Annotated in this window: 15 protein-coding genes; 10 read left to right on the top strand and 5 right to left on the bottom strand. The window is 60.3% G+C overall.

Going from position 1 to position 18,317, the window contains the following annotated elements:
- Positions 1–88: 88 nt before the first annotated feature.
- Entirely contained in the window at positions 89–1,873 is a 1,785-nt protein-coding gene (locus KQ659_RS15445) for a methylmalonyl-CoA mutase family protein (RefSeq protein ID WP_216688268.1), read from the bottom strand.
- Between the two features lie 113 nt (positions 1,874–1,986).
- Here KQ659_RS15445 and KQ659_RS15440 point away from each other — a divergent pair, with 113 nt between their 5' ends.
- From KQ659_RS15440 to dnaA, 5 genes are all read left to right on the top strand, one after another.
- Complete coding sequence (locus tag KQ659_RS15440) at positions 1,987–3,279, top strand: outer membrane beta-barrel protein (RefSeq protein ID WP_216688269.1); 1,293 nt, start codon at positions 1,987–1,989, stop codon at positions 3,277–3,279.
- Between the two features lie 35 nt (positions 3,280–3,314).
- Positions 3,315–4,073 carry a 5'-nucleotidase C-terminal domain-containing protein gene (locus tag KQ659_RS15435; RefSeq protein WP_216688270.1) on the top strand — a complete coding sequence of 253 codons (759 nt, stop codon included), beginning with the start codon at positions 3,315–3,317 and terminating at the stop codon, positions 4,071–4,073.
- A gap of 2 nt (positions 4,074–4,075) precedes the next feature.
- Positions 4,076–4,408, top strand: a complete 333-nt coding sequence (locus KQ659_RS15430; RefSeq protein ID WP_216688271.1) for a barstar family protein — start codon at positions 4,076–4,078, stop codon at positions 4,406–4,408.
- A gap of 34 nt (positions 4,409–4,442) precedes the next feature.
- Positions 4,443–5,381, top strand: coding sequence for a bifunctional metallophosphatase/5'-nucleotidase (locus tag KQ659_RS15425; protein WP_216686177.1), 939 nt, complete (start codon positions 4,443–4,445; stop codon positions 5,379–5,381).
- 152 nt (positions 5,382–5,533) lie between these two features.
- Complete coding sequence (gene dnaA, locus KQ659_RS15420) at positions 5,534–7,096, top strand: chromosomal replication initiator protein DnaA (protein ID WP_216688272.1); 1,563 nt, start codon at positions 5,534–5,536, stop codon at positions 7,094–7,096.
- 83 nt (positions 7,097–7,179) lie between these two features.
- Here dnaA and KQ659_RS15415 read toward each other — a convergent pair whose 3' ends face one another.
- Together KQ659_RS15415 and KQ659_RS15410 are read right to left on the bottom strand one after the other, a co-directional pair.
- On the bottom strand, positions 7,180–7,674 hold the full coding sequence (locus KQ659_RS15415; RefSeq protein ID WP_168671823.1) for a hypothetical protein: 495 nt from the start codon (positions 7,672–7,674) through the stop codon (positions 7,180–7,182).
- 212 nt (positions 7,675–7,886) lie between these two features.
- The gene (locus KQ659_RS15410; RefSeq protein WP_216680246.1) at positions 7,887–8,321 is read right to left on the bottom strand and encodes an OsmC family peroxiredoxin; all 435 of its coding nucleotides are present in this window, start codon (positions 8,319–8,321) and stop codon (positions 7,887–7,889) included.
- A gap of 178 nt (positions 8,322–8,499) precedes the next feature.
- Here KQ659_RS15410 and KQ659_RS15405 point away from each other — a divergent pair, with 178 nt between their 5' ends.
- From KQ659_RS15405 to KQ659_RS15395, 3 genes are all read left to right on the top strand, one after another.
- Positions 8,500–9,996 (top strand): GH3 family domain-containing protein, encoded by a 1,497-nt coding sequence (locus KQ659_RS15405; protein WP_216680247.1) that lies wholly within the window; start codon positions 8,500–8,502, stop codon positions 9,994–9,996.
- An 18-nt stretch (positions 9,997–10,014) separates the two neighbouring features.
- Complete coding sequence (locus KQ659_RS15400) at positions 10,015–10,224, top strand: hypothetical protein (RefSeq protein WP_216680248.1); 210 nt, start codon at positions 10,015–10,017, stop codon at positions 10,222–10,224.
- Between the two features lie 414 nt (positions 10,225–10,638).
- Positions 10,639–11,751 carry an IS4 family transposase gene (locus KQ659_RS15395; RefSeq protein ID WP_216688119.1) on the top strand — a complete coding sequence of 371 codons (1,113 nt, stop codon included), beginning with the start codon at positions 10,639–10,641 and terminating at the stop codon, positions 11,749–11,751.
- 49 nt (positions 11,752–11,800) lie between these two features.
- Here the strand turns inward: KQ659_RS15395 and KQ659_RS15390 are convergent, their stop codons facing one another.
- Positions 11,801–12,631: an IS5 family transposase gene (locus KQ659_RS15390; protein ID WP_216678791.1), complete on the bottom strand. Its 831-nt coding sequence runs from the start codon at positions 12,629–12,631 to the stop codon at positions 11,801–11,803.
- A 337-nt stretch (positions 12,632–12,968) separates the two neighbouring features.
- On the opposite strand from KQ659_RS15390, the gene KQ659_RS15385 reads away from it, so the two are divergent.
- Positions 12,969–13,409, top strand: coding sequence for a 3-oxoacyl-ACP synthase (locus tag KQ659_RS15385; RefSeq protein ID WP_216680249.1), 441 nt, complete (start codon positions 12,969–12,971; stop codon positions 13,407–13,409).
- Between the two features lie 11 nt (positions 13,410–13,420).
- On the opposite strand, the gene KQ659_RS15380 is transcribed toward KQ659_RS15385, so the two are convergent.
- On the bottom strand, positions 13,421–15,565 hold the full coding sequence (locus tag KQ659_RS15380; protein ID WP_226915771.1) for an OmpA family protein: 2,145 nt from the start codon (positions 15,563–15,565) through the stop codon (positions 13,421–13,423).
- A gap of 317 nt (positions 15,566–15,882) precedes the next feature.
- Between KQ659_RS15380 and lon the strand changes: the two genes are divergently transcribed.
- Positions 15,883–18,303 carry an endopeptidase La gene (lon, locus tag KQ659_RS15375; RefSeq protein WP_216690639.1) on the top strand — a complete coding sequence of 807 codons (2,421 nt, stop codon included), beginning with the start codon at positions 15,883–15,885 and terminating at the stop codon, positions 18,301–18,303.
- Positions 18,304–18,317: the final 14 nt, after the last annotated feature.

Here is an 18,317-nt window from a genome sequence, read left to right as displayed (position 1 = left end):
AATGAGTAAAGTCACTACGAACAGTATGATTAACCGCCCGCCAAGCCACTCATTTATAATTTATAATTCAAAATTTATAATTGATAAACTACCGCCCTTGCAATCGGGCCAGTACTTCCTCGGTCGTATAGCCCTGCACCTTCATTTCCTGGAAGCCGAACACCCGCACCGCGTCGTGCATGGTGGCCAGGTCGGAGCTGAGCAGGGCCGGCGGGATGAACTGCTGCTTCTCAGTCGGAATCTGATAGATGAAGCGGGCAAACTTCTGGAACTGCTCGGGCGTGGCGTACATCAGCGTTGCTTCCTCGGCCGAGGAGTAGAGCAGCGACAGCGTGCCGGCCGGGTGGCTGGCGGCCAGCTCGGGCCGCTCGTGCTTCTGCAGCGTTTGCAGAAACGACTCCAGAATAACCTGGTTGGTATCGCCGCCCAGCAGCACCACGGCGGCGCGCTTGCTCTTGCGGTTGCGGCGCTCAAAGTGGAGGGCCGTGGCCAGGCGCAGTACCTCGGTGGGGTAGGCGGCCCGCGTCACATCAAAATCAGCGGAGCGCAGCAGCTTCTTGGGGTGGAAGCTGAACTGCTCGCCCTTGTTCTGGAAGCGGTTGGTGCCCACAATCACCTGCTGGCCGCTGGCAATGCGGCGGAAGGTTTCGGTGGTCACGGCCTTGATTTCTTCTAGCACCTGGGCCCGCACCGCCGGCAGCCCGCCCGCCGCCTCCATGCGTTGAAACAGCGCCCAGGCCTCCTGGGCCAGCTGGTCGGTGAGGGTTTCGAGGTAGTAGGAGCCAGCGGCGGGGTCCTGTACCCGGCCCAGGCCGGCTTCTTCGCGCAGTAGCACCGAGAGGTTGCGCGCCAACCGGCTCGAAAACTCGTTGGCATCGGCAAACAGGCAGTCGAACGGAGCCACGCTCAGCGAATCGGCCCCGCCCAATACGGCGCTCATGGCCTCGGTGGTGTGGCGCAGCAGGTTGGTGTGGGCATCGAGGGTCGTCTGCGTCCAGGTGGCCGTGGTGGCGTGGATGCGCAGGTGGGCATGCAGCCCGGCGGGCAGGCCAAAACCGTGCAGCAGCGTGGCCCACAGCCGGCGCAAGGCGCGCAGCTTGGCAATTTCGAGGAAGTAGCCGGGCATCACGGCGATGTGCAGGTGCAGGGCGGCGGCCACTTCGGCGGCCGTGGTTTCGGCATCGGGCAGCTCGGCCAGCAGGGCGGCGGCGGTGTTCAGGCTGAAGGCAATCTGTTGGGTGGCAGTAGCCCCGCGATTGCCGAAAAAGGCCCCATTCACAGCTACCGCGCGGAAATCGGGCATGCCCGTGGTCAGGCGCACGCAGCGGCGCAGGGCGGCGCGGTAGTCGGCCCCCTCGGCCCCCTCGGGCACGGGGCCGGGGGTAAAGCGCATGAAGCCGCGCAGGGCTGTGCCGGGCGCGGCTTCCACCAGCTGGGTCAGGAGCTCGTCGGGGGCGGCCACCACGGTGTAGCCCACGAAGGTGCGGGCCAGCGGCAGCTGCTCGGCCAGGTAGTGCACGGCCAGCGCCGGAATGTCGTGGATAATGAAATGGATGCCGTCGGCCCCGTTAGTAAGGGCAGCGGCGGCCTGGTCAATCTGGGTACGCCCGTCGGTGCCGATGGGCACTGTCAGTTCCGGTACGTTCAGCCAGGGTTGCAAGGGGCGGGGCAGGGGCGCGGGTGGGCCACCCAGCGCGGCGAGGGCTTCGCGGTGGTAGAACGGCTCCAGGGCAAAGCCGTCGGGCAGGGGCCAGCGCAGCGTGGCCGGGTCCCGGCCTTTGAGCTCACGGACCAGGCGGGCCTGCCACTCGGCAGTAGTCACGGCTGGGAATTCGGCAAAGGAAACGGGCGCGGCCGTGAGGATGTCGGACATATCTTTCTACTGCTAGAAATTGGCTATTCAGCCGAATGAGGAGCGAAAGATACCGCCTCAAGCGCAGAATAAGGGCGGTGATTATCATTACTCCTGCTTGTGAGCCCCTACATTTGCAGGCTATTCTGATTCCACAGTTTGTGCTGAAAATTCTTTACCAATCGTTTGTCGCCTTGCTCGCGGTACTGGCACTGCCTTTTGCCGTGCATGCGCAGGCCAATTTTCGCCCCGGTTATATCGTTGCGCTGAAGGGCGATACACTACGCGGCAGCGTGGACTACGGGAGCGGCAACCGCAGCGCCCACGAGTGTCGGTTTCGGGCTGATAATGCGGCGGCCATTGAGAAGCTTCTGCCCAACCAACTACAGGGGTATGGTTTTCCGCACGACCGTTTTTACCAATCCCGGCGAGTGCCGGCTCAGAACCCGGCAGCCGATACCACTTCCGAAAGACTGTTTTTAGAAGTATTGGTGCAAGGTCCGGCCAGCTTATATTATCTGAGCGATATCAACAGCGGCAACCACTACTACTTTCGCTCCGGCAATAGTCCCGTGCAGCCGCTGGTGCAGCTATCTGAAACTGTGACGATAAACGGTAGCAAGTACACGCGCAAAAACCCCTTGTTTCGGATTGCTCTTGCCGAAGCATTCCAGGCTTGTCCGGCGGTGCATAGCAAAGTGAGCGAGTTGCCGTTCGCCTCCAGTAGTCTCATTCGAATTTTTCAGCAGTACAATGCGTGTGTAGGTGGCAGCCAGATAGTGTCAGCAGTGGCAAACGCTAAGCAGCGGAGCTATTTTTTGCTGGAGGCTGTGGCCGGGGCGCAGGCCAGCAGCCTGCGTTTCGACGGAGAAATTCCGATGAAAAATACCCCCATCAGTGGGGGAATACGGCCGGTGGTTGGTTTGGCATTGCAACAGTACCTGCCGGTGTGGGCCAATCGATTCGGCGTTCGAATAGAGCTCTTGTACCAGACTCAGCAGTATAGCAATGAGTTTTTTGCACCCTCCGCTTATGCCTATGCGGCTTATCAGGAAGTCCGGATAAAGTTCGACCAGCTGCGGGTGCCTGTACTGTTTCGTTACATGCCGCTCAATGGTCGCTTTCAGCCATTTATAGAGGCCGGTGTCAGTGTTGCCTTTGCACTCAATAGTTCCAATGAATACCGCTACCGGGCACAGCCTACCTCAACCTATTCGCCCTGGCGACCAATACTCGAAAGCCCCCGGGGTAGCGAGGAGAGTGTTTTGGCGGGGCTGGGCGCCTCGGCGCTATTGCCAAACAAGCGTCACTTAACCGCCGAATTTCGTGCCGAGCGAACCAATGGCTTCAGCGAAGCCGTTGCCATTACCACCATCATCAACCGGGCTTACCTGTTGCTGAGCTACGACCTGATAAAGTCACGTTAGCCGAGTTAACGGCCTTTTTTATTCCGAATAGCATCATGCGTTTCTTCCGCTTTTTCATCCCGTTACTTATAGCCGTTGCCCTGGCCCCCGCCTGCCAGCGTGCTGCCTATGCACCCACGGCCCACTTCGTGCCCGCCACGAGCCAGGTGGTGGGCAAAACCCAGGCCGAGGACCCCGCCATTGCCGCCCTCATTGCGCCCTACCATGACAAGGTGACCGCCCAAATGACCGAGGTGCTCGGTACCGCCCCGGTCGCGCTCACAAAAGCAGCCGGCGAAAACCCGTTGTCCAACTTCGTGGCCGACCTGCAGCGCGAGCGTGCCAGTGCCGAGCTTAAACAGCCCATCGCGCTAGGCGTGATGACCAACGGCGGCCTGCGCGCCGGCTTCGCGGCTGGCCCCGTCACGCTGGGTTCGGTGTTTGAGTTGATGCCGTTTGAGAATGAGCTGGTGGTCCTCGACGCTCCCGGGCCGGTGGTGCAGCAGCTGTTTGACTACGCCGCCCACATCAAAATGGCCATATCCGGCGCTACCTACTCGGTCACCTTCGATGGCATGCCCAAGGATATCCGCATCGGCGACCAGCCCTTCGATGTGAACGATTCGCGCACCTATCCCATTGCCATCTCCGACTACCTGGCCACTGGCGGCGACAATCTCTCGTTCTTTAAAATCCTCACGCCGCGCCACACCAACGTGCTGCTCCGCACCGCCATCGCCGACCACGTCCGTGCTCTCACCAAAGCCGGCAAGCCGGTCACGGCCCGGGTCGAAGGCCGCGTGAAAGCCAATTAAGAATGACTATTGTTATCGATACCCGCCAAATTATTGACTCTGCTAGCTTCCATAAGGTTTTTGCTGCTGCTTTCGGATTTTTCGAAGGTTACGGCAATAATATAGATGCTTGGATAGACTGCATGAGCGGGCTTGATGACGAAGCGGAAGTCAGCCTATCTAAAGTGACCTGCGAGATAGGTGATACAGTCGTATTGCATTTAGAGCATGCTGCTGATTTTGCTGCTAGGGAAGCGCATTTGTTTCAGGAGTTGCTGGATTGCTCCGCCTTTGTAAACTGGCGGAGGATTGAAAAAGGAGACCGAGCCATTTTGGCTCTTTCCTACCATAAATAGTTTGTTGTAATTGACTTTTTGCGTCATCAAGATTATGCAACGTCGCGATTTTCTCCGCAATTCCTTCCTCGGCACCGCCGGCCTCACCGTGCTGGGCGGCCTGGCCAACTCGGCTGCCGCAGCCACTAACGCCAAGGCTCCGCTCAAGCTCACCATTCTGCATACCAACGACATGCACTCGCGCATCGAGCCCTTTCCCGACAATGGCGGGCAGTGGGCCGGGCTGGGTGGCATGGCCCGGCGCGCCGCGCTTATCAAGGAGGTGCGGGCCCAGGAGCCCAACGTGCTGCTGCTCGACTCGGGCGATATCTTCCAGGGCACGCCGTACTTCAACTTCTTCGGCGGCGAGCTGGAGTACAAGCTGATGAGCCAGATGGGATACGACGCCAGCACCCTCGGCAACCACGACTTCGACAACGGCATTGAGGGCCTGCAGCGCCAGCTGCCCAACGCCACCTTCCCCTTCCTCATCGCCAACTACGACTTTTCGAAAACGCCGCTGGCCGGCCGCTTTGCTCCCTACAAGGTGTTCGAGAAACAGGGCATCCGCATCGGCGTGTTTGGCATCGGCATCGAGCTGAGCGGGCTGGTAGCCGATAAAAACTTCGGTCAGACCATCTACCTCGACCCCGTGGCCAAGGCCAGGGAAATGGCCGCCCAGCTACGCGGCCCCGAGCGCTGCGACCTCGTTATCTGCCTCTCGCACCTGGGCTACAAGTACGAAAACGATAAGCTCGACGACCGCAAGCTGGCCGCCCAGGTTTCCGGAATCGACCTCATACTGGGCGGGCACACCCACACGTTTATGGCCGCGCCCGAGCCCATCGCCAGTCCCGACGGCCACGCCACCCTCATCAACCAGGTGGGCTGGTCGGGCATCAATCTGGGCCGGCTGGATTATGAATTCTCAATAAAAAATAAGCGCGCCGGGCTGGCAAGTGCCGCCGTGGTGCCGGTTCGGGCCGCCTGCTAAAAGCACGACATACACAAGGTCATTTCGGCTTTTTTAAGTGCGAAGTTTTCCACAATTTTGTTCCCCTCTAAAAAATAACGCCCGGTTCGGGCGGCTGATTTCGGCTCCTTTTTTGCTCCCGGTTTTTCGCCGGTTTCCTTTCAATCGTTCAAATGCTCAAGGATTTTCGCACGGTTTGGGCTGGCTGCTTACGCAGCATCTCGGCGGAAATCGGGGAGCAGAGCTTTAGGACCTGGTTCCAGCCCATTGTGCCGGTCGAGCTGAAGGGCAACGTGCTCACCATTCAGGTGCCGAGCGCCTATTTCTACGACTGGCTGGAAGAGCATTACGTGGATGAGCTGCGCCGCGCCCTCTACCAGCAGCTGGGCTCCGAAGGCCGCCTCGAATACAGCGTGGTGGTAGACCAGGGCAACGAGCAGACGCCGCCCCGCGCCCTGCACCTGCCGCCCACCCGCAAGCAGGCCGCCCCCGACCCGCGCGACGCGCCCCAGCCCATGCCGGGCACAACTGCCGTGGGCAACCCGCTGGCCGGCAGCGCCCGCGCCGCCTCGGCCCGCTACGTGAACTCGGGTGCGGTGCGTACTACGCCGCGCGGCAACAACTTCGCCAACGGCGGCGGGGCCGACACCATGTCCCCGCCCCGCAATCCCTTCGACCAGGCTAAACCCGTGGATGGTAACCTGGTACCGTCGCAGCTCAACGGCTCGTACACCTTCGACAACTACATCGAGGGCGACTGTAACCGGCTGGCCCGCTCGGCCGGCCTCGCTGTTGCCAACAAGCCCGGCACCACCAGCTTCAACCCGCTGATGGTGTACGGCGGCGTGGGCCTGGGCAAAACCCATCTCGTGCAGGCCATCGGCAACCACATCAAGGCTACGGCGCCCGAGCGGTTCGTGCTCTACGTATCGGCCGAGAAGTTTACCAACCAGTTCATCGACAGCGTGCAGCGCGCGCAGGTGCAGGACTTCGCGAACTTCTATCTGCAGGTCGATGCCCTGATTCTGGATGACGTGCAGTTTCTGGCCAACAAGGGCAAGACCCAGGAGATGTTCTTCCACATCTTCAACCACTTGCACCAGTCTGGCAAGCAGATTGTGATGACCTCCGACCGGCCCCCCAAGGACCTGCTGGGCCTGGAAGACCGCCTGCTGAACCGCTTTAAGTGGGGCCTGACGGCCGATGTGCAGAGCCCTGACTTTGAGACGCGAGTAGCTATTATCCGCAACAAGATGGAGCAGGATGGAATTGATATTCCGCCGGACCATGTGGTTGATTATCTGGCCAATTCGGTGCACACCAACGTGCGCGAGCTGGAAGGCGTCATTGCCTCGCTGGTGGCCCAGAGCAGCTTATCGCGCCGCGACATCGACCTGGAAATGGTGAAGCAGGCCCTGCGCCACATCATCGAGGAAGTGGAGGCCGAGGTGAACCTCGACTTCATTCAAAAGACCGTGGCCGCGTATTTCGGCATCTCGGTCGATTTGCTGAAGGACAAAACCCGCAAGAAGGAAGTGGTGACGGCCCGGCAGGTGGCCATGTATTTTGCCAAACACCACACCTCACACACGCTGAAAACCATTGGTTTTCACTTCGGCGGCCGCGACCATACCACCGTGATGCACTCGGTGCAAACCGTGTCGGATTTGGTGGATTCGGACAAGAAATTCCGCGACCAGGTGGACGAGCTGCGCAAGAAATTCGCCAAGAAGTAAGACTCGCGGCTTTGATAGCGCAAAAAAGGGGCTCCAGACACGCGCAGCGTCTGGAGCCCCTTTCAGTTTCTGAGGAATAGAGTCTAGGCTGCCGCCGTCGGGCTTACTTCCTGCAATGGCAGGTTATACTTGGCGGCAAATGCCCGTACCTGCTCGCGGAAGCTCATCTTGCGCATTTTGCCTTTCACTTCGCGCAGGTTGAGGGCGTAGATTTCGCCGTCTTTCTGGCGCACGCGCAGCACCATGGGCTTCAGCTCCAGGGCGGCGATATTTTCGGCGGCGAAAACCTGCTTGGGTCGGAACAGGCCGTTTTTGTGCACAATGTAGCCGGGCGTGAACTCGAGGTAGCTCTGGGTGCCGAAGATGGGGGCATTGTTTACCAGCACGTAGCCGAGGTACACGAACGTGAAAACCAGGAACACCCAATGCAGAAAGTGGTAATCCTGCGCGCCGGTATCGCTCAATATGCCAAACAGCACGTAGGCCAGCCAGAACAGGCCAATGGCGAGCTGGCCCCAGAACGGGACGCGGGAAGTATTGGCGGGGCGGAGGCGAATGCGGGTGGTACCAGTGGGCATAAGGACAAATTTAAGGGTCAGGAGCGAGTTGTTGTTTATCAGGGCTGAAAAGAACGTGTAGCCTGCAAAAATAAGAACGTCATGCTGAGCGGAGCCGAAGCATCTCGCGTGGGGTGGTAAATCTTTTCTTGCGATTGGATTACTGCCCCGAGCGAGATGCTTCGGCTCCGCTCAGCATGACGTGCTTTTCTTCGTCGTTCAGCTGGCGAAACCTAGCCCGAAAACTTCGCTTCCAGCGTCATTTTCGGCACGGCGCTCAGGGCTTTCGATACCGGGCAGTTTTCCTTGGCATCTTCGGCGTGCTTCTGGAAATCGTCGGCCGTGATGTTGCCGCCCGTGACGTGGCCTTCGGTGCTCACGTGGATGTGCTCGATGACGGGATGGCCGTTGTTGGGGTTCATCGTCACGGTGCTGGTGGTGGTGATGTTCTGCACCGTGTGGCCGTGCTTGGTGAGCACGCTGGTCAGGTACATGGTGTAGCAGCCGGCGTGGGCCGCGCCGATGAGCTCTTCGGGGTTGGTGCCCTGTTTGCCTTCGAAGCGGCTGCCAACGGAGTAGGGCGCATTCAGCGCGCCGCTGTCGGTAGTGAGAGTGCCGCTGCCTTTGATGTCGCCGTTCCAGACGGCTTTGCCTGCATGGTCTGCCATGATGTGGTAAATGAGTAAGTGAGTAAATGAGTGAGGTAAGCTTTAGCTTGCCGTCCGAAAAAACAGCGCGGCCGTCAATTGCTAACGGCCGCAAGGTAGCGAGGTTGTCTTCCGGAAAACCGCGCATCTGGCCCAACGTACCTTCGCAGCCCTTCCAACGGCCTTTTACTTAGCATTTATGGGATTGAAAGCCATCCTGAGCCAGCCCCTGGCCCGCTACATTGCCCGGCGCTACCAACGCTGGCAGCACCGCCCCGAAACTACCCAGCGCGAGCTGTTGGCGAAGCTGACGGCCACGGCGGCTGGTACTGCCTTCGGCCGTGCTCACGACCTGGGCGGCATCCGCACGCCCGCCGACCTGGCCCGTCAGGTGCCCGTGCGCGACTATGAAGCCCTAAAGCCCTGGTTCGACCGCACCCAGGCCGGCGAGGCCGACGTGCTCTGGCCCGGCCATCCGCTGTACCTGGCCAAAACCAGCGGCACCACCAGCGGCACCAAGTACATCCCGATTACGAAAGACAGCATCCCGAACCACATTGACGGCGCGCGCGATGCCCTGCTCTACTACATCTACCGCACCGGCCGCAGCCGGTTTCTCGATGGCAAGCTAATATTCCTGTCGGGCTCGCCAGCGCTGGAAATGCATCACGGCATCCGCACGGGCCGGCTTTCGGGCATTGCCAACCACCATGTGCCCGCCTACCTGCGCCGCAACCAGCTGCCCAGCTACGAAACGAACATCATCGAGGACTGGGAAACCAAGCTGGAGCGCATCGTGGACGAAACGCTGGGCGAGAAAATGACCCTGATTTCCGGCATTCCGCCCTGGGTACAGATGTACTTCGACCGCCTCACCGCCCGCACCGGTCGGCCCATCAAGGACATTTTTCCCGATTTCAACCTCTTCGTGTACGGCGGCGTCAACTTCGAGCCCTACCGGGCCAAGCTCTTCGAAAGCATCGGCCGGCCGGTGGACAGCATCGAGCTGTTTCCGGCATCCGAAGGCTTCTTAGCCTTCCAGGACGAGCCCGGCAACCCCGGCCTGCTGCTGCTGCTGAACAGCGGCATCTTCTATGAATTTGTGCCCGCCGAGCGGTTCTTCGAGCCCGATGCGCCCCGCCTTACCATCGCCGACGTGGAACTGGACCGCAATTACGCCGTGGTGCTCACCTCCAACGCCGGCCTGTGGGGCTATTCTATCGGCGACACGGTGCGCTTCGTGAGCCTGCGCCCGCACCGCGTGGTGGTCACGGGCCGCATCAAGCACTTCCTCTCGGCCTTCGGCGAGCACGTGATAGGGGAGGAGGTGGAGCAGGCCCTGCGCGAAGTCATGGCCCAAACCCCCGAGGTCGAAGTCACCGAATTCACCGTGGCCCCGCTCGTGAGCGACGACCCCGCTATGCCCTCGCGCCACGAGTGGCTGGTGGAATTTGCTTGCCCCCCGCGTGATGCGGTAGTTTTTGCCGCTGCCCTGGACACGGCCTTGCGCTGCCGCAACACCTACTACGACGACCTGCGCCGGGGCAACATCCTCGTGCCGCTGCAGCTCACGCCCCTGCCGGCCGGTGCCTTCCAGCGCTACATGAAAAGCCTGGGCCGGCTGGGCGGGCAGAACAAGGTGCCGCGGCTGGGGAACGATAGGAAGGTGGCGGAGGGACTCCTCGCAGCGGGGTAGAAATCCGTAACTTGTAGTATGCTTCGCCTCGATAAAACCGTTTCCCGGAAAGTGCCGCTTCACTACAATGAGGAAGCGGAAAGCCGAGCACGCTGGCAGGCAATGTCTTTCACTGAAAAGCGGGAAGTAGTCTTGGTTTTGCAGCAGCGGCGTGATACGCTTCATGCGTTGAGTGAGCAAGGGCGTGAGCAGGACCAGCATAAGGCAACCGGTGAACCAACGAATTGAATGCGCCTCGCCTTCGACAACACCCTCATCCGCTGCGGCCACGACTTCCCACTGGCAAAACCCTAACGATGCATTTCTGACCTACTGCAAGGTCTGCTATGCCTCGGCCCGTAACTTGAATATCGGGAAGCTGGCTAAGGCTGCGGCCAATGATAGGAAAGAAGTACTAAATATAGTTTCGTGAAATCTTTGTGTAATATTTAGGCCAGTTCGTAGAATAAGTACCTTATAGATTGAATATTAGTGCATTGCATCATGAAGCATGTTATTGGATTTATTCTCATATTAGTCGGAAGTTTAATGGGAATAAATCCGTTTTACAGTGTCATTACTCTACCCTACTATTTTTCAGGTACAAAAACGGGGCAGCCCGACCTTTGGGGTTACGACACCACCAAAAACCCGTTCTGCCCCGTGAAGCAACACTTCGCCGCTAAAATTACGACGCTTTTGCAGCAGGCCCCGTTTGTGGGCCACTTGTCCCGCCAAAAGTTTGTGGGCCAGTTTATTCTTGGCCTGATAAAGAGCCGCAACGTGCAATTCGGCGAGGTGGCCCAGCACCTCAATGACGCGGCCAAGCCCGCCTCGAACGAAACGCGCATTCAGGACTTTTTCCGCGAAGTAGACCTCAATTACGTACTGGTGGCCAGGATTTTACTGAGTTTGTTGCCTGCGCAGGGCAAGCTGCGCTTATGCCTCGACCGCACGGAGTGGGACTTCGGCCAGTGCCAAGTGAACATCCTGCTCGTCACCGTCGGCACGGGCGAGGTCCACGTGCCCCTTTATTGGCACCTGCTCGACAACCGCAGCGGCAACTCCAACGCCGCCGACCGCATCGCGGTGCTCGAAAAGTGCCTGGCCTTGCTGGGCAAAGACCGCATCGGCCTGGTCGTGGGCGACCGGGAATTTGTCGGCCATGCGTGGTTCAAGTGGCTCAAAGACAATGGGCTTAATTTTGTCATGCGCCTGCCCAAGCACCACTGCCTGACCCACGCCGACGGCCGGCGGCAGGCCGTGGCCGACCTGGGCCTGGTGCCGGGGCAGGTGCGCCGCTTCGCCCACGTGCAGGTCGACGGAGTCTGGGGGCAGGTCTGGGTCAAGGCCGTGGCGGCGGACGCGTTTGTCTTCCTGTTTGCCACGGCCGGTCTGAACCACCTCGAGCAACTCTATGCCAAGCGCTGGACGATTGAGCAATGCTTTCAAAATCTGAAAGGGCGGGGCTTTAACCTGGAAGCCACCCACTTGCGCTGTTTCCAAAAGCTGCGCAAGCTCGTGGCCCTGGTCAGCCTGGCCTACGCGTTTTGTCTGGGCGTGGGCGCGGCCGCCCACGGCGGCCGCCAGCCCATTGCCCGCAAAAACCACGGCTACCGGGCCGCCAGCCTGAGCCGCCACGGCCTCAATCTGCTCCGCCAACTCGCCCGCCCGCTGACCCTGCCCGAGGACCCATTGGCCCGCTTGGTTGAAACGCTACTGAACTGGATTACGAGGCAACTTGCTAAAAATCAATTACTAAAAATAGTAGGGTAGAGTACAGTGTCATCATACTTCCAATCATAATACTTGGCCTAGAAGCTGTTTAGAAAGTCGGCTTTTGATTAATTTTTCGCAAAAAGATGACGACGAAGGCGAGCCAGTGCCAGGCCAGCCAATTGCCGACGCTGGTTTCGTAGCGCACGAGCAAGGTTTTAAAGCCGTCGAGCCAGGCGTTGGCGTGTTCGACCACGACGCGGCGGCGGTAGAGTTCGGGATCGAAAAAGGTGTCGTCGTCGGTCTGCCAGTCGGCGGCGCGGCGGTTGCGGGGAATGTTGGCCTCGATGTCGCGCCGGGCGCATTCCTGACGAAAGCCTTGGGTGTCAAAGGCTTTGTCGGCGTTCAGAAACAGCCCGGCGACGGGAATATTAGCCGCTTCGAGCGAGGCGCAGATTTCCCCGAACAAGGCGTTGAGCTGGTGGGTGTCGTGGTGGTTGCCCGCCTGCGGGCTGGCGCAGGCCAGCGGTTGTCCCCGGTTATCGGCCAAGAAGAGGGCTGTGGTGGTACGGGCTTTCTTGCGGCCCTGATAGCCGACGGCCTCCCCGCCGTTCTTGGCGGGCGTGTGGCTGCCGTCGAGTTGGACGCTGGAACAGTCCAGATGGGCCCCGTTTTCGCGCAACAAGCGGAGCCATACCCCTTGCCAGGACCCGTCCTTGCGCCACGCATTAAAGCGGGCGTACACGCCCTGCCAGGTCAGCGATGCGCCCGTAAAAAACTGTTTAACAGGCAATAATCGCCATTGACAGCCGCTTTTGAGTTTGTAGAGAATGGCTTCCACCAACTCGGCCGGCTCCACGACCGAGGGGCGGCCATGGGCGGAGAAGGTGAGCGCGGGCAGAATCCATTGGCGAATCATATCTTTGGACAGGACTTCCATTAAAATGCGAAAAAAGGAGTGTTACACCTCAAATTTCGCGCTTTTTTGGGAGTCCTTTGACTTTCTAAACAGCTTCCTAAGCTTGCTCTGGGCTTCCAAATTAAACGCGCGTTCAAAAATCTTAATGAGTTTACCTATCCTTTTACCAATAACTATTTTGCTTTGGGTTCTTATGAACCAACAATTATAATTCTGAATTTTCTATGCCGTTGGAGTATGTCTGTGAAGCCCGTGCCCCCTGTACCAAGTACCTGCGCAGCTTCAACATCGAATTGCTGGTTGAAGACTCCGAAGGCGCGCGGATGTAAAGCGCGCGGCACGCACTTTATTTAATTCAATGACCAAACCCGCCCTCCACGCCCTCTGCGACGCCTTCATCGAGCAGCGCATTGCTGCCGCCCGCACCGCCATGCAGGCCGCCCAGGAATCCTCCTCCTCCGAAACCAAGAGCAGCGCCGGCGACAAGTATGAAACCGGCCGCGAAATGGCCAACGCCGAGCGCGACCGCAATGCCGCCCACATGCAGCAGGCCCAGCAATTGCAAGCCGAGCTGGCCCGCATCAGCCCCGACGCGCCGTGCGATACCGTGCGCCCCGGGGCGCTGGTAAGTACCAGTATGGGGACGTTTTACCTCGGCATCAGCGCCGGTAAGCTGGAGGGGATGGATGTTTTTGGCGTGTCGCCCGCCGCGCCGGTGGCGGTGGCACTGAAAGGGCTGCGGGCGGGGCAGGAGGCCCTGTTCAATGGCAAAACCGTGCGGGTGCTGGCAGTGGAGTAGGGCTTGGTGCCCTACTTCCAGTCCCCGCCGCCGTCGGCGGGCTTGTCGTTGGCTTCGGGTCTCACCAGCTTGAACTCGACGCGGCGGTTCACCTTGGCATCTTCCTCGGTCACTTCGTCCTTGAGCGGGTGGCTGGAGCCGTAGCCGAAACTCTCGATGCGGTTGGGGGCAATCTTGCCCTTGCGCTCGATGTAGCGGCGGATTGCCTCGGCGCGGTCCTGTGAGAGCTTCTCGTTCACGTCGGGGTCGCCGCTGGTGTCGGTGTGGCCCGTGATGCTGAGCCGGAACGTGGGGTGGTCGACCAGGAACAGCGCGATGCGGTCCAGCGTGCTGTGCATGCTGGGCAGCACGGCCGCCTTGCCCTGCTCAAACTCCAGGTTCTTGAAAATCAGCGGCAGCTTGTAGTCGATGCTGTTCGTGAGCAGCGTCATCACCGTGTCGCCCTTCAGGGCAAACTGCTTTTCGACCGAGAAAAAGTCGTTGCTCTGAATCAGCATGGCGTAGTGCGAGCCCTCAATCAGCTCAAAGTCAAACGTGCCATCGGGCCGGATAAACTTGCTGGCCACCTCAATGCCGTTGTCGGTATCGATGATGCTCACGATGCCCTTCAGCGGCTTGCTGCTCACCGAGTCCATCAGCGTGCCCTCCACCTTGGTGGTGGCCAGCGGCTGTGCCTCCATCGGCAGCGGGAAGGAGTAGAGGTCGAGGTTGTTGATTTCCTGCGCCTCCGAGCGGGCGTAGTACAGGTTTTTACTCTCCCTATCGATGGTGAAATAATACTCCGACCCCTTGCCGTTCACCAGTGGGCCAATGTTCCTGGGTTCCTGCCAGCGCCCGCCCACGCGGTAGGTTTTGTAAATGTCGAAGTCACCAAAGTTCAGCAATTGCCCCCGCGAGCTGAAGTACAGCACGTGGTAGAGCGGGTGGTAAAACGGGCTCACCTCGCTCTCGCGGGTGTTCACCACCGGCCCCGCGTTCTCGGCCGGGCTCCAGCGCCCGTCGCGCAGCTTGTGGGTATAGTAAATGTCCGACAGCCCAAAGCCACCCAGCCGGTCCGAGGCGAAATACAGCGTATCCTCGCCCTGCGAGAGGGTGGGCTGCGAGTCCCAACCCAGCGAGTTCACCATGGGTCCCAGGCTTTTGGGGGCGCTCCACTTGCTGTCTTTGCCGCGCGTGGCGGTGTATAGGTCGCAGTTGCCGTGGCAGGTGGCGCACTCGCAGCGGGCAAAGTAAATGGTCTTCCCGTCCTTGCTCAGGCAGGCCGAGCCCTCGTTGTTAGGCGAGTTGATGGGCTTGGGCAGCGGCTCGGCATCGCTCCAGCTCACGCCCTCGCGGTGCGAGGTGTACAGGTCCTCGTCTACCACGCCGGTCAGCCCGCGCCGCTTGCGCTTGCTGCTGAAGATTATCAGCGAGTCGTTGCCGGCTAGTGCCGGCCCGTAGTCGGCCGCCTTGCTGTTGATGGCGTCGCCCATGCTCGTATACACGCCCTTGGGCGGGTGAAAGGTGTTAAGGTTCTTGCGGTACTCCACCAGGTCGTAGTACGTTTTCAGGGGGACGTATAGGGCAGTGTTTTTCTGCTCCAGCGAGTCGTAGTAAAGCTGCACGCGCTTGGTATCGGCGCGGCTGTGCTTCAGGGCTAGGCGGTAGTAGGCCTTGGCTTTCACCGACTGGCTGTCGCGCTCCAGCAGCTGGCCCAGCCGCCAGAGCATGTTGGTGTTCTTCTCAAAATTAACCGGCCCGAACCGGGCCACGTAGTCTTCGAGCAGCAGCCGGGTCTGGTGGTACTGGCGGCGCTTTTCCGCTTTGGCAATGGCTTTTAGCGCCTTCCTGTCCTCAAAAAACGGGTATTTGTTGATATTGACGAAGTCGGGCGTGCCATCGGCCCGCAGGTGCAGCTTGCGGCTCACGCGGCTGTTGAGGCCGCGCACGCGGTAGGCGCCGGGCATTATGGCTGGCTTGGGAACTGCGGCGGCCGGGCGGCTGGTAGCGGCCTTTTTGGGCGCGGCCGAAGCCCCGCCGCTGGTGGTGTCGGCAGAAGGGGAGGCGGCGGCGGGAATCCGTTGGGTGGGCCGGCGCTGGGCCAGGGCGGTGGGCGAAGTCAGCAGCCACGCGGCCGCGCTCAGCAGCAACCAGCTTCGACGCAATAAAGCCGACATGGGTAGAGTTTTAAACATATAATATTGCGCAAGTTGCCGACAATTTAACGAATTAGCCATATTCGGCATCTGCTCCGGCCGCAGGTGCGCCGCTTTGGCGGTTTTAGCCCGCTGGCACGGCCCTTGAAGCCCAAACGCGCCGGGAAAGCGTACCTTGTATCTTCCCAACCGAAAGGCCGCAAACTGCCAATCTGGCACCTGCGGCCGCTGCTTCTGCTTTATCTCCGTTCATGCATCTGGCTTCCCTTTATTCTTCCGCTGCGGCCCCGATTCGCACATTTAGCGACGCTAACTCTCAACCCGAAGCCATCGCCATTATGGCCGCCGACCCCGACCACCTCCTGCGCGGCGACGATGCCCCGCCCACGCTGCCCTTGCTGGCAGTGCGCAACACCGTCCTCTTCCCGGGCGTGGTGTTGCCCGTAACGGTATCCCGCAAAAAAAGCGTGAAGCTGGTGCGCAAAGCCTACGCCGCCGACAAGCTCCTCGGCGTGGTGGCTCAGCTCAATCCCGATGCCGACGAGCCCACCACCGACGAGCTGCAATCCGTGGGCACGCTGGCCCGTATTCTGAAGCTGCTGGAGCAGCCCGATGGCCACATTACCATCATCCTGCAGGGCCAGGTGCGCTTCACGGTCGAAGAGCAGCTGAGCTTCACGCCGCTGGTGGCCCGCGTCAGCTATTTTCCCGAAGTATCGCTGAACCCCGAAATTCCCGGCGAGTTTGGCCTGTTGCAGGCCCTGCGCGAGGCCGCGACCAAGGTGCTGGAGCTCACGCCCGAGATTCCGATGGAAGCCCGGGCCATGCTCGATGGCATTCAGTCGCCGGCTTTTCTCACGCACTTCCTGTCCAGCAACGTGCAGCTCGACCTGCCCGCCAAGCAGCGCCTCCTGGAACTGGCCGACCCCGAAGCCCAGGCCCGCCTGCTGCTCGAAGCCCTGCTCAGCCAGGCTGAATTACTCGAAATCAAGCAGGATATCCGCTCCAAAACCCACACCGGAATTGATGCCCAGCAGCGCGAGTATTTCCTGCGCCAGCAGCTCAAAACCCTGCAGGACGAGCTGGGCCAGGACGGCACCGAGGAAGACGTGCACCGCCTCAGGGCCCGCGCCGAAACCAAGAAATGGCCCGAGGCCGTGGCGCTCCATTTCAAGAAGGAGATGGAGAAGCTGGCCCGCACCAACCCCATGGCCCCCGATTATTCGGTGAACATGAACTACGTCGAGTTCCTGCTCGACCTGCCCTGGGGCGAGTACACCAAGGACAAGTTCAACCTCAAGCAAACCAAGAAAATCCTCGACGCCGACCATTTCGGCCTCGAAAAAGTTAAGGAGCGCATCCTGGAGTACATCGCTGTGCTCAAGCTGAAGCAGGATTTAAAAGCGCCGATTCTGTGCCTCTACGGCCCGCCCGGCGTGGGCAAAACCAGCCTGGGTCGCAGCATTGCGGCTGCCATGGGCCGTAAGTACATCCGCATGAGCCTGGGTGGCGTGCGCGACGAAGCCGAAATCCGGGGCCACCGCAAAACGTACGTGGGGGCCATGCCCGGCCGCATCATCGCCCAGATTAAGAAGGCGGGTACCTCCAATCCGGTCATCATTCTCGATGAGATTGACAAGGTGAGCAGCGACTTTCGCGGCGACCCCAGCTCGGCCCTGCTCGAAGTGCTCGACCCGGAGCAGAATGCCACCTTCACCGATAACTACCTGGAAGTAGAATATGACCTGAGCAAGGTTCTGTTCATTGCCACGGCCAACTCGCTCGATACCATTCAGCCCGCCCTGCGCGACCGCATGGAAATCATCGACCTCACCGGCTACACTCAGGAGGAAAAGGTTCAGATTGCGCGCAAACACCTATGGCCGAAGCAATTGAAAGACCATGGCCTGGGCGAAACCGAAGTAAAAATCACCGATGCCGCCCTGCATCGCGTGGCCGACGACTATACCCGGGAATCGGGCGTGCGCGGCCTGGAGCGCAAGCTGGCCGCCGTAACGCGTAACCTGGCCCGCCGCAAGGCCGGTAAGGAGCTGCTGCCGGCGGTGATAGAACCGGCCGACGTGCGCAAAATCCTCGGCTCGGCCATTTTTGACCGCGACCAGTACCAGGACAACGACACGGCCGGCGTGGTAACGGGCCTGGCCTGGACCTCAGTGGGCGGCGATATTCTCTTCGTGGAAAGCCTGCTGAGCCGGGGCCGCGGCAAGCTCACGCTGAGCGGCCAGCTCGGTGATGTGATGAAGGAATCGGCCATTACGGCGCTTTCCTACCTGCGCTCGCGGGCCGATGAAATCGGCATCGACTACCGCTTGTTTGAGCAGTACGACCTGCACATTCACTTCCCCGAAGGCGCGGTGCCCAAGGATGGCCCCAGCGCGGGCATCGCCATTTTCACCAGCATGGCCTCGGCCTTCACCCAGCGCCGGGTGCGCCCGCGTCTGGCCATGACCGGCGAAATCACGCTGCGCGGCAAGGTGCTGCCCGTGGGCGGCATCAAGGAGAAGCTGCTGGCCGCCCGTCGTGCCGGTATGAAGGACATCATCCTCTGCCCCAAAAACCGCAAGGACATCGAGGAAATCCAGGAAGACTACCTCAAAGGCCTTACCATTCACTACGCCGACCGGGTGGACGATGTGCTGCGCGTGGCCCTGCTCGATGAGCTGGTGCCGCACCCGCAAAAGCTGCCCGTGCGCGACGAGCCTGTGCCCGCGCCCGGCCCCAGCGTGGAGGTGCAGTAGGGCTGTGCGGTAAG

The sequence above is a fragment of the Hymenobacter siberiensis genome (assembly GCF_018967865.2).
Taxonomy (GTDB): Bacteria; Bacteroidota; Bacteroidia; order Cytophagales; family Hymenobacteraceae; genus Hymenobacter; species Hymenobacter siberiensis.
The sequence above is the reverse complement of the archived record's forward strand: the minus strand, read 5'-3'. Positions and strand labels throughout refer to the sequence as shown.

Bases quoted from the DNA above. Each gene is read 5' to 3' on its own strand.
- KQ659_RS15385 (WP_216680249.1), top strand. From the start codon at position 12,969: ATGACCAAACCCGCCCTCCACGCCCTCTGCGACGCCTTCATCGAGCAG.
- KQ659_RS15435 (WP_216688270.1), top strand. From the start codon at position 3,315: ATGCGTTTCTTCCGCTTTTTCATCCCGTTACTTATAGCCGTTGCCCTG.
- KQ659_RS15445 (WP_216688268.1), bottom strand. From the start codon at position 1,873: ATGTCCGACATCCTCACGGCCGCGCCCGTTTCCTTTGCCGAATTCCCA.
- KQ659_RS15425 (WP_216686177.1), top strand. From the start codon at position 4,443: ATGCAACGTCGCGATTTTCTCCGCAATTCCTTCCTCGGCACCGCCGGC.
- KQ659_RS15380 (WP_226915771.1), bottom strand. From the start codon at position 15,565: ATGTCGGCTTTATTGCGTCGAAGCTGGTTGCTGCTGAGCGCGGCCGCG.
- KQ659_RS15405 (WP_216680247.1), top strand. From the start codon at position 8,500: ATGGGATTGAAAGCCATCCTGAGCCAGCCCCTGGCCCGCTACATTGCC.
- KQ659_RS15415 (WP_168671823.1), bottom strand. From the start codon at position 7,674: ATGCCCACTGGTACCACCCGCATTCGCCTCCGCCCCGCCAATACTTCC.
- KQ659_RS15390 (WP_216678791.1), bottom strand. From the start codon at position 12,631: ATGGAAGTCCTGTCCAAAGATATGATTCGCCAATGGATTCTGCCCGCG.
- dnaA (WP_216688272.1), top strand. From the start codon at position 5,534: ATGCTCAAGGATTTTCGCACGGTTTGGGCTGGCTGCTTACGCAGCATC.
- lon (WP_216690639.1), top strand. From the start codon at position 15,883: ATGGCCGCCGACCCCGACCACCTCCTGCGCGGCGACGATGCCCCGCCC.
- KQ659_RS15430 (WP_216688271.1), top strand. From the start codon at position 4,076: ATGACTATTGTTATCGATACCCGCCAAATTATTGACTCTGCTAGCTTC.
- KQ659_RS15410 (WP_216680246.1), bottom strand. From the start codon at position 8,321: ATGGCAGACCATGCAGGCAAAGCCGTCTGGAACGGCGACATCAAAGGC.
- KQ659_RS15400 (WP_216680248.1), top strand. From the start codon at position 10,015: ATGCTTCGCCTCGATAAAACCGTTTCCCGGAAAGTGCCGCTTCACTAC.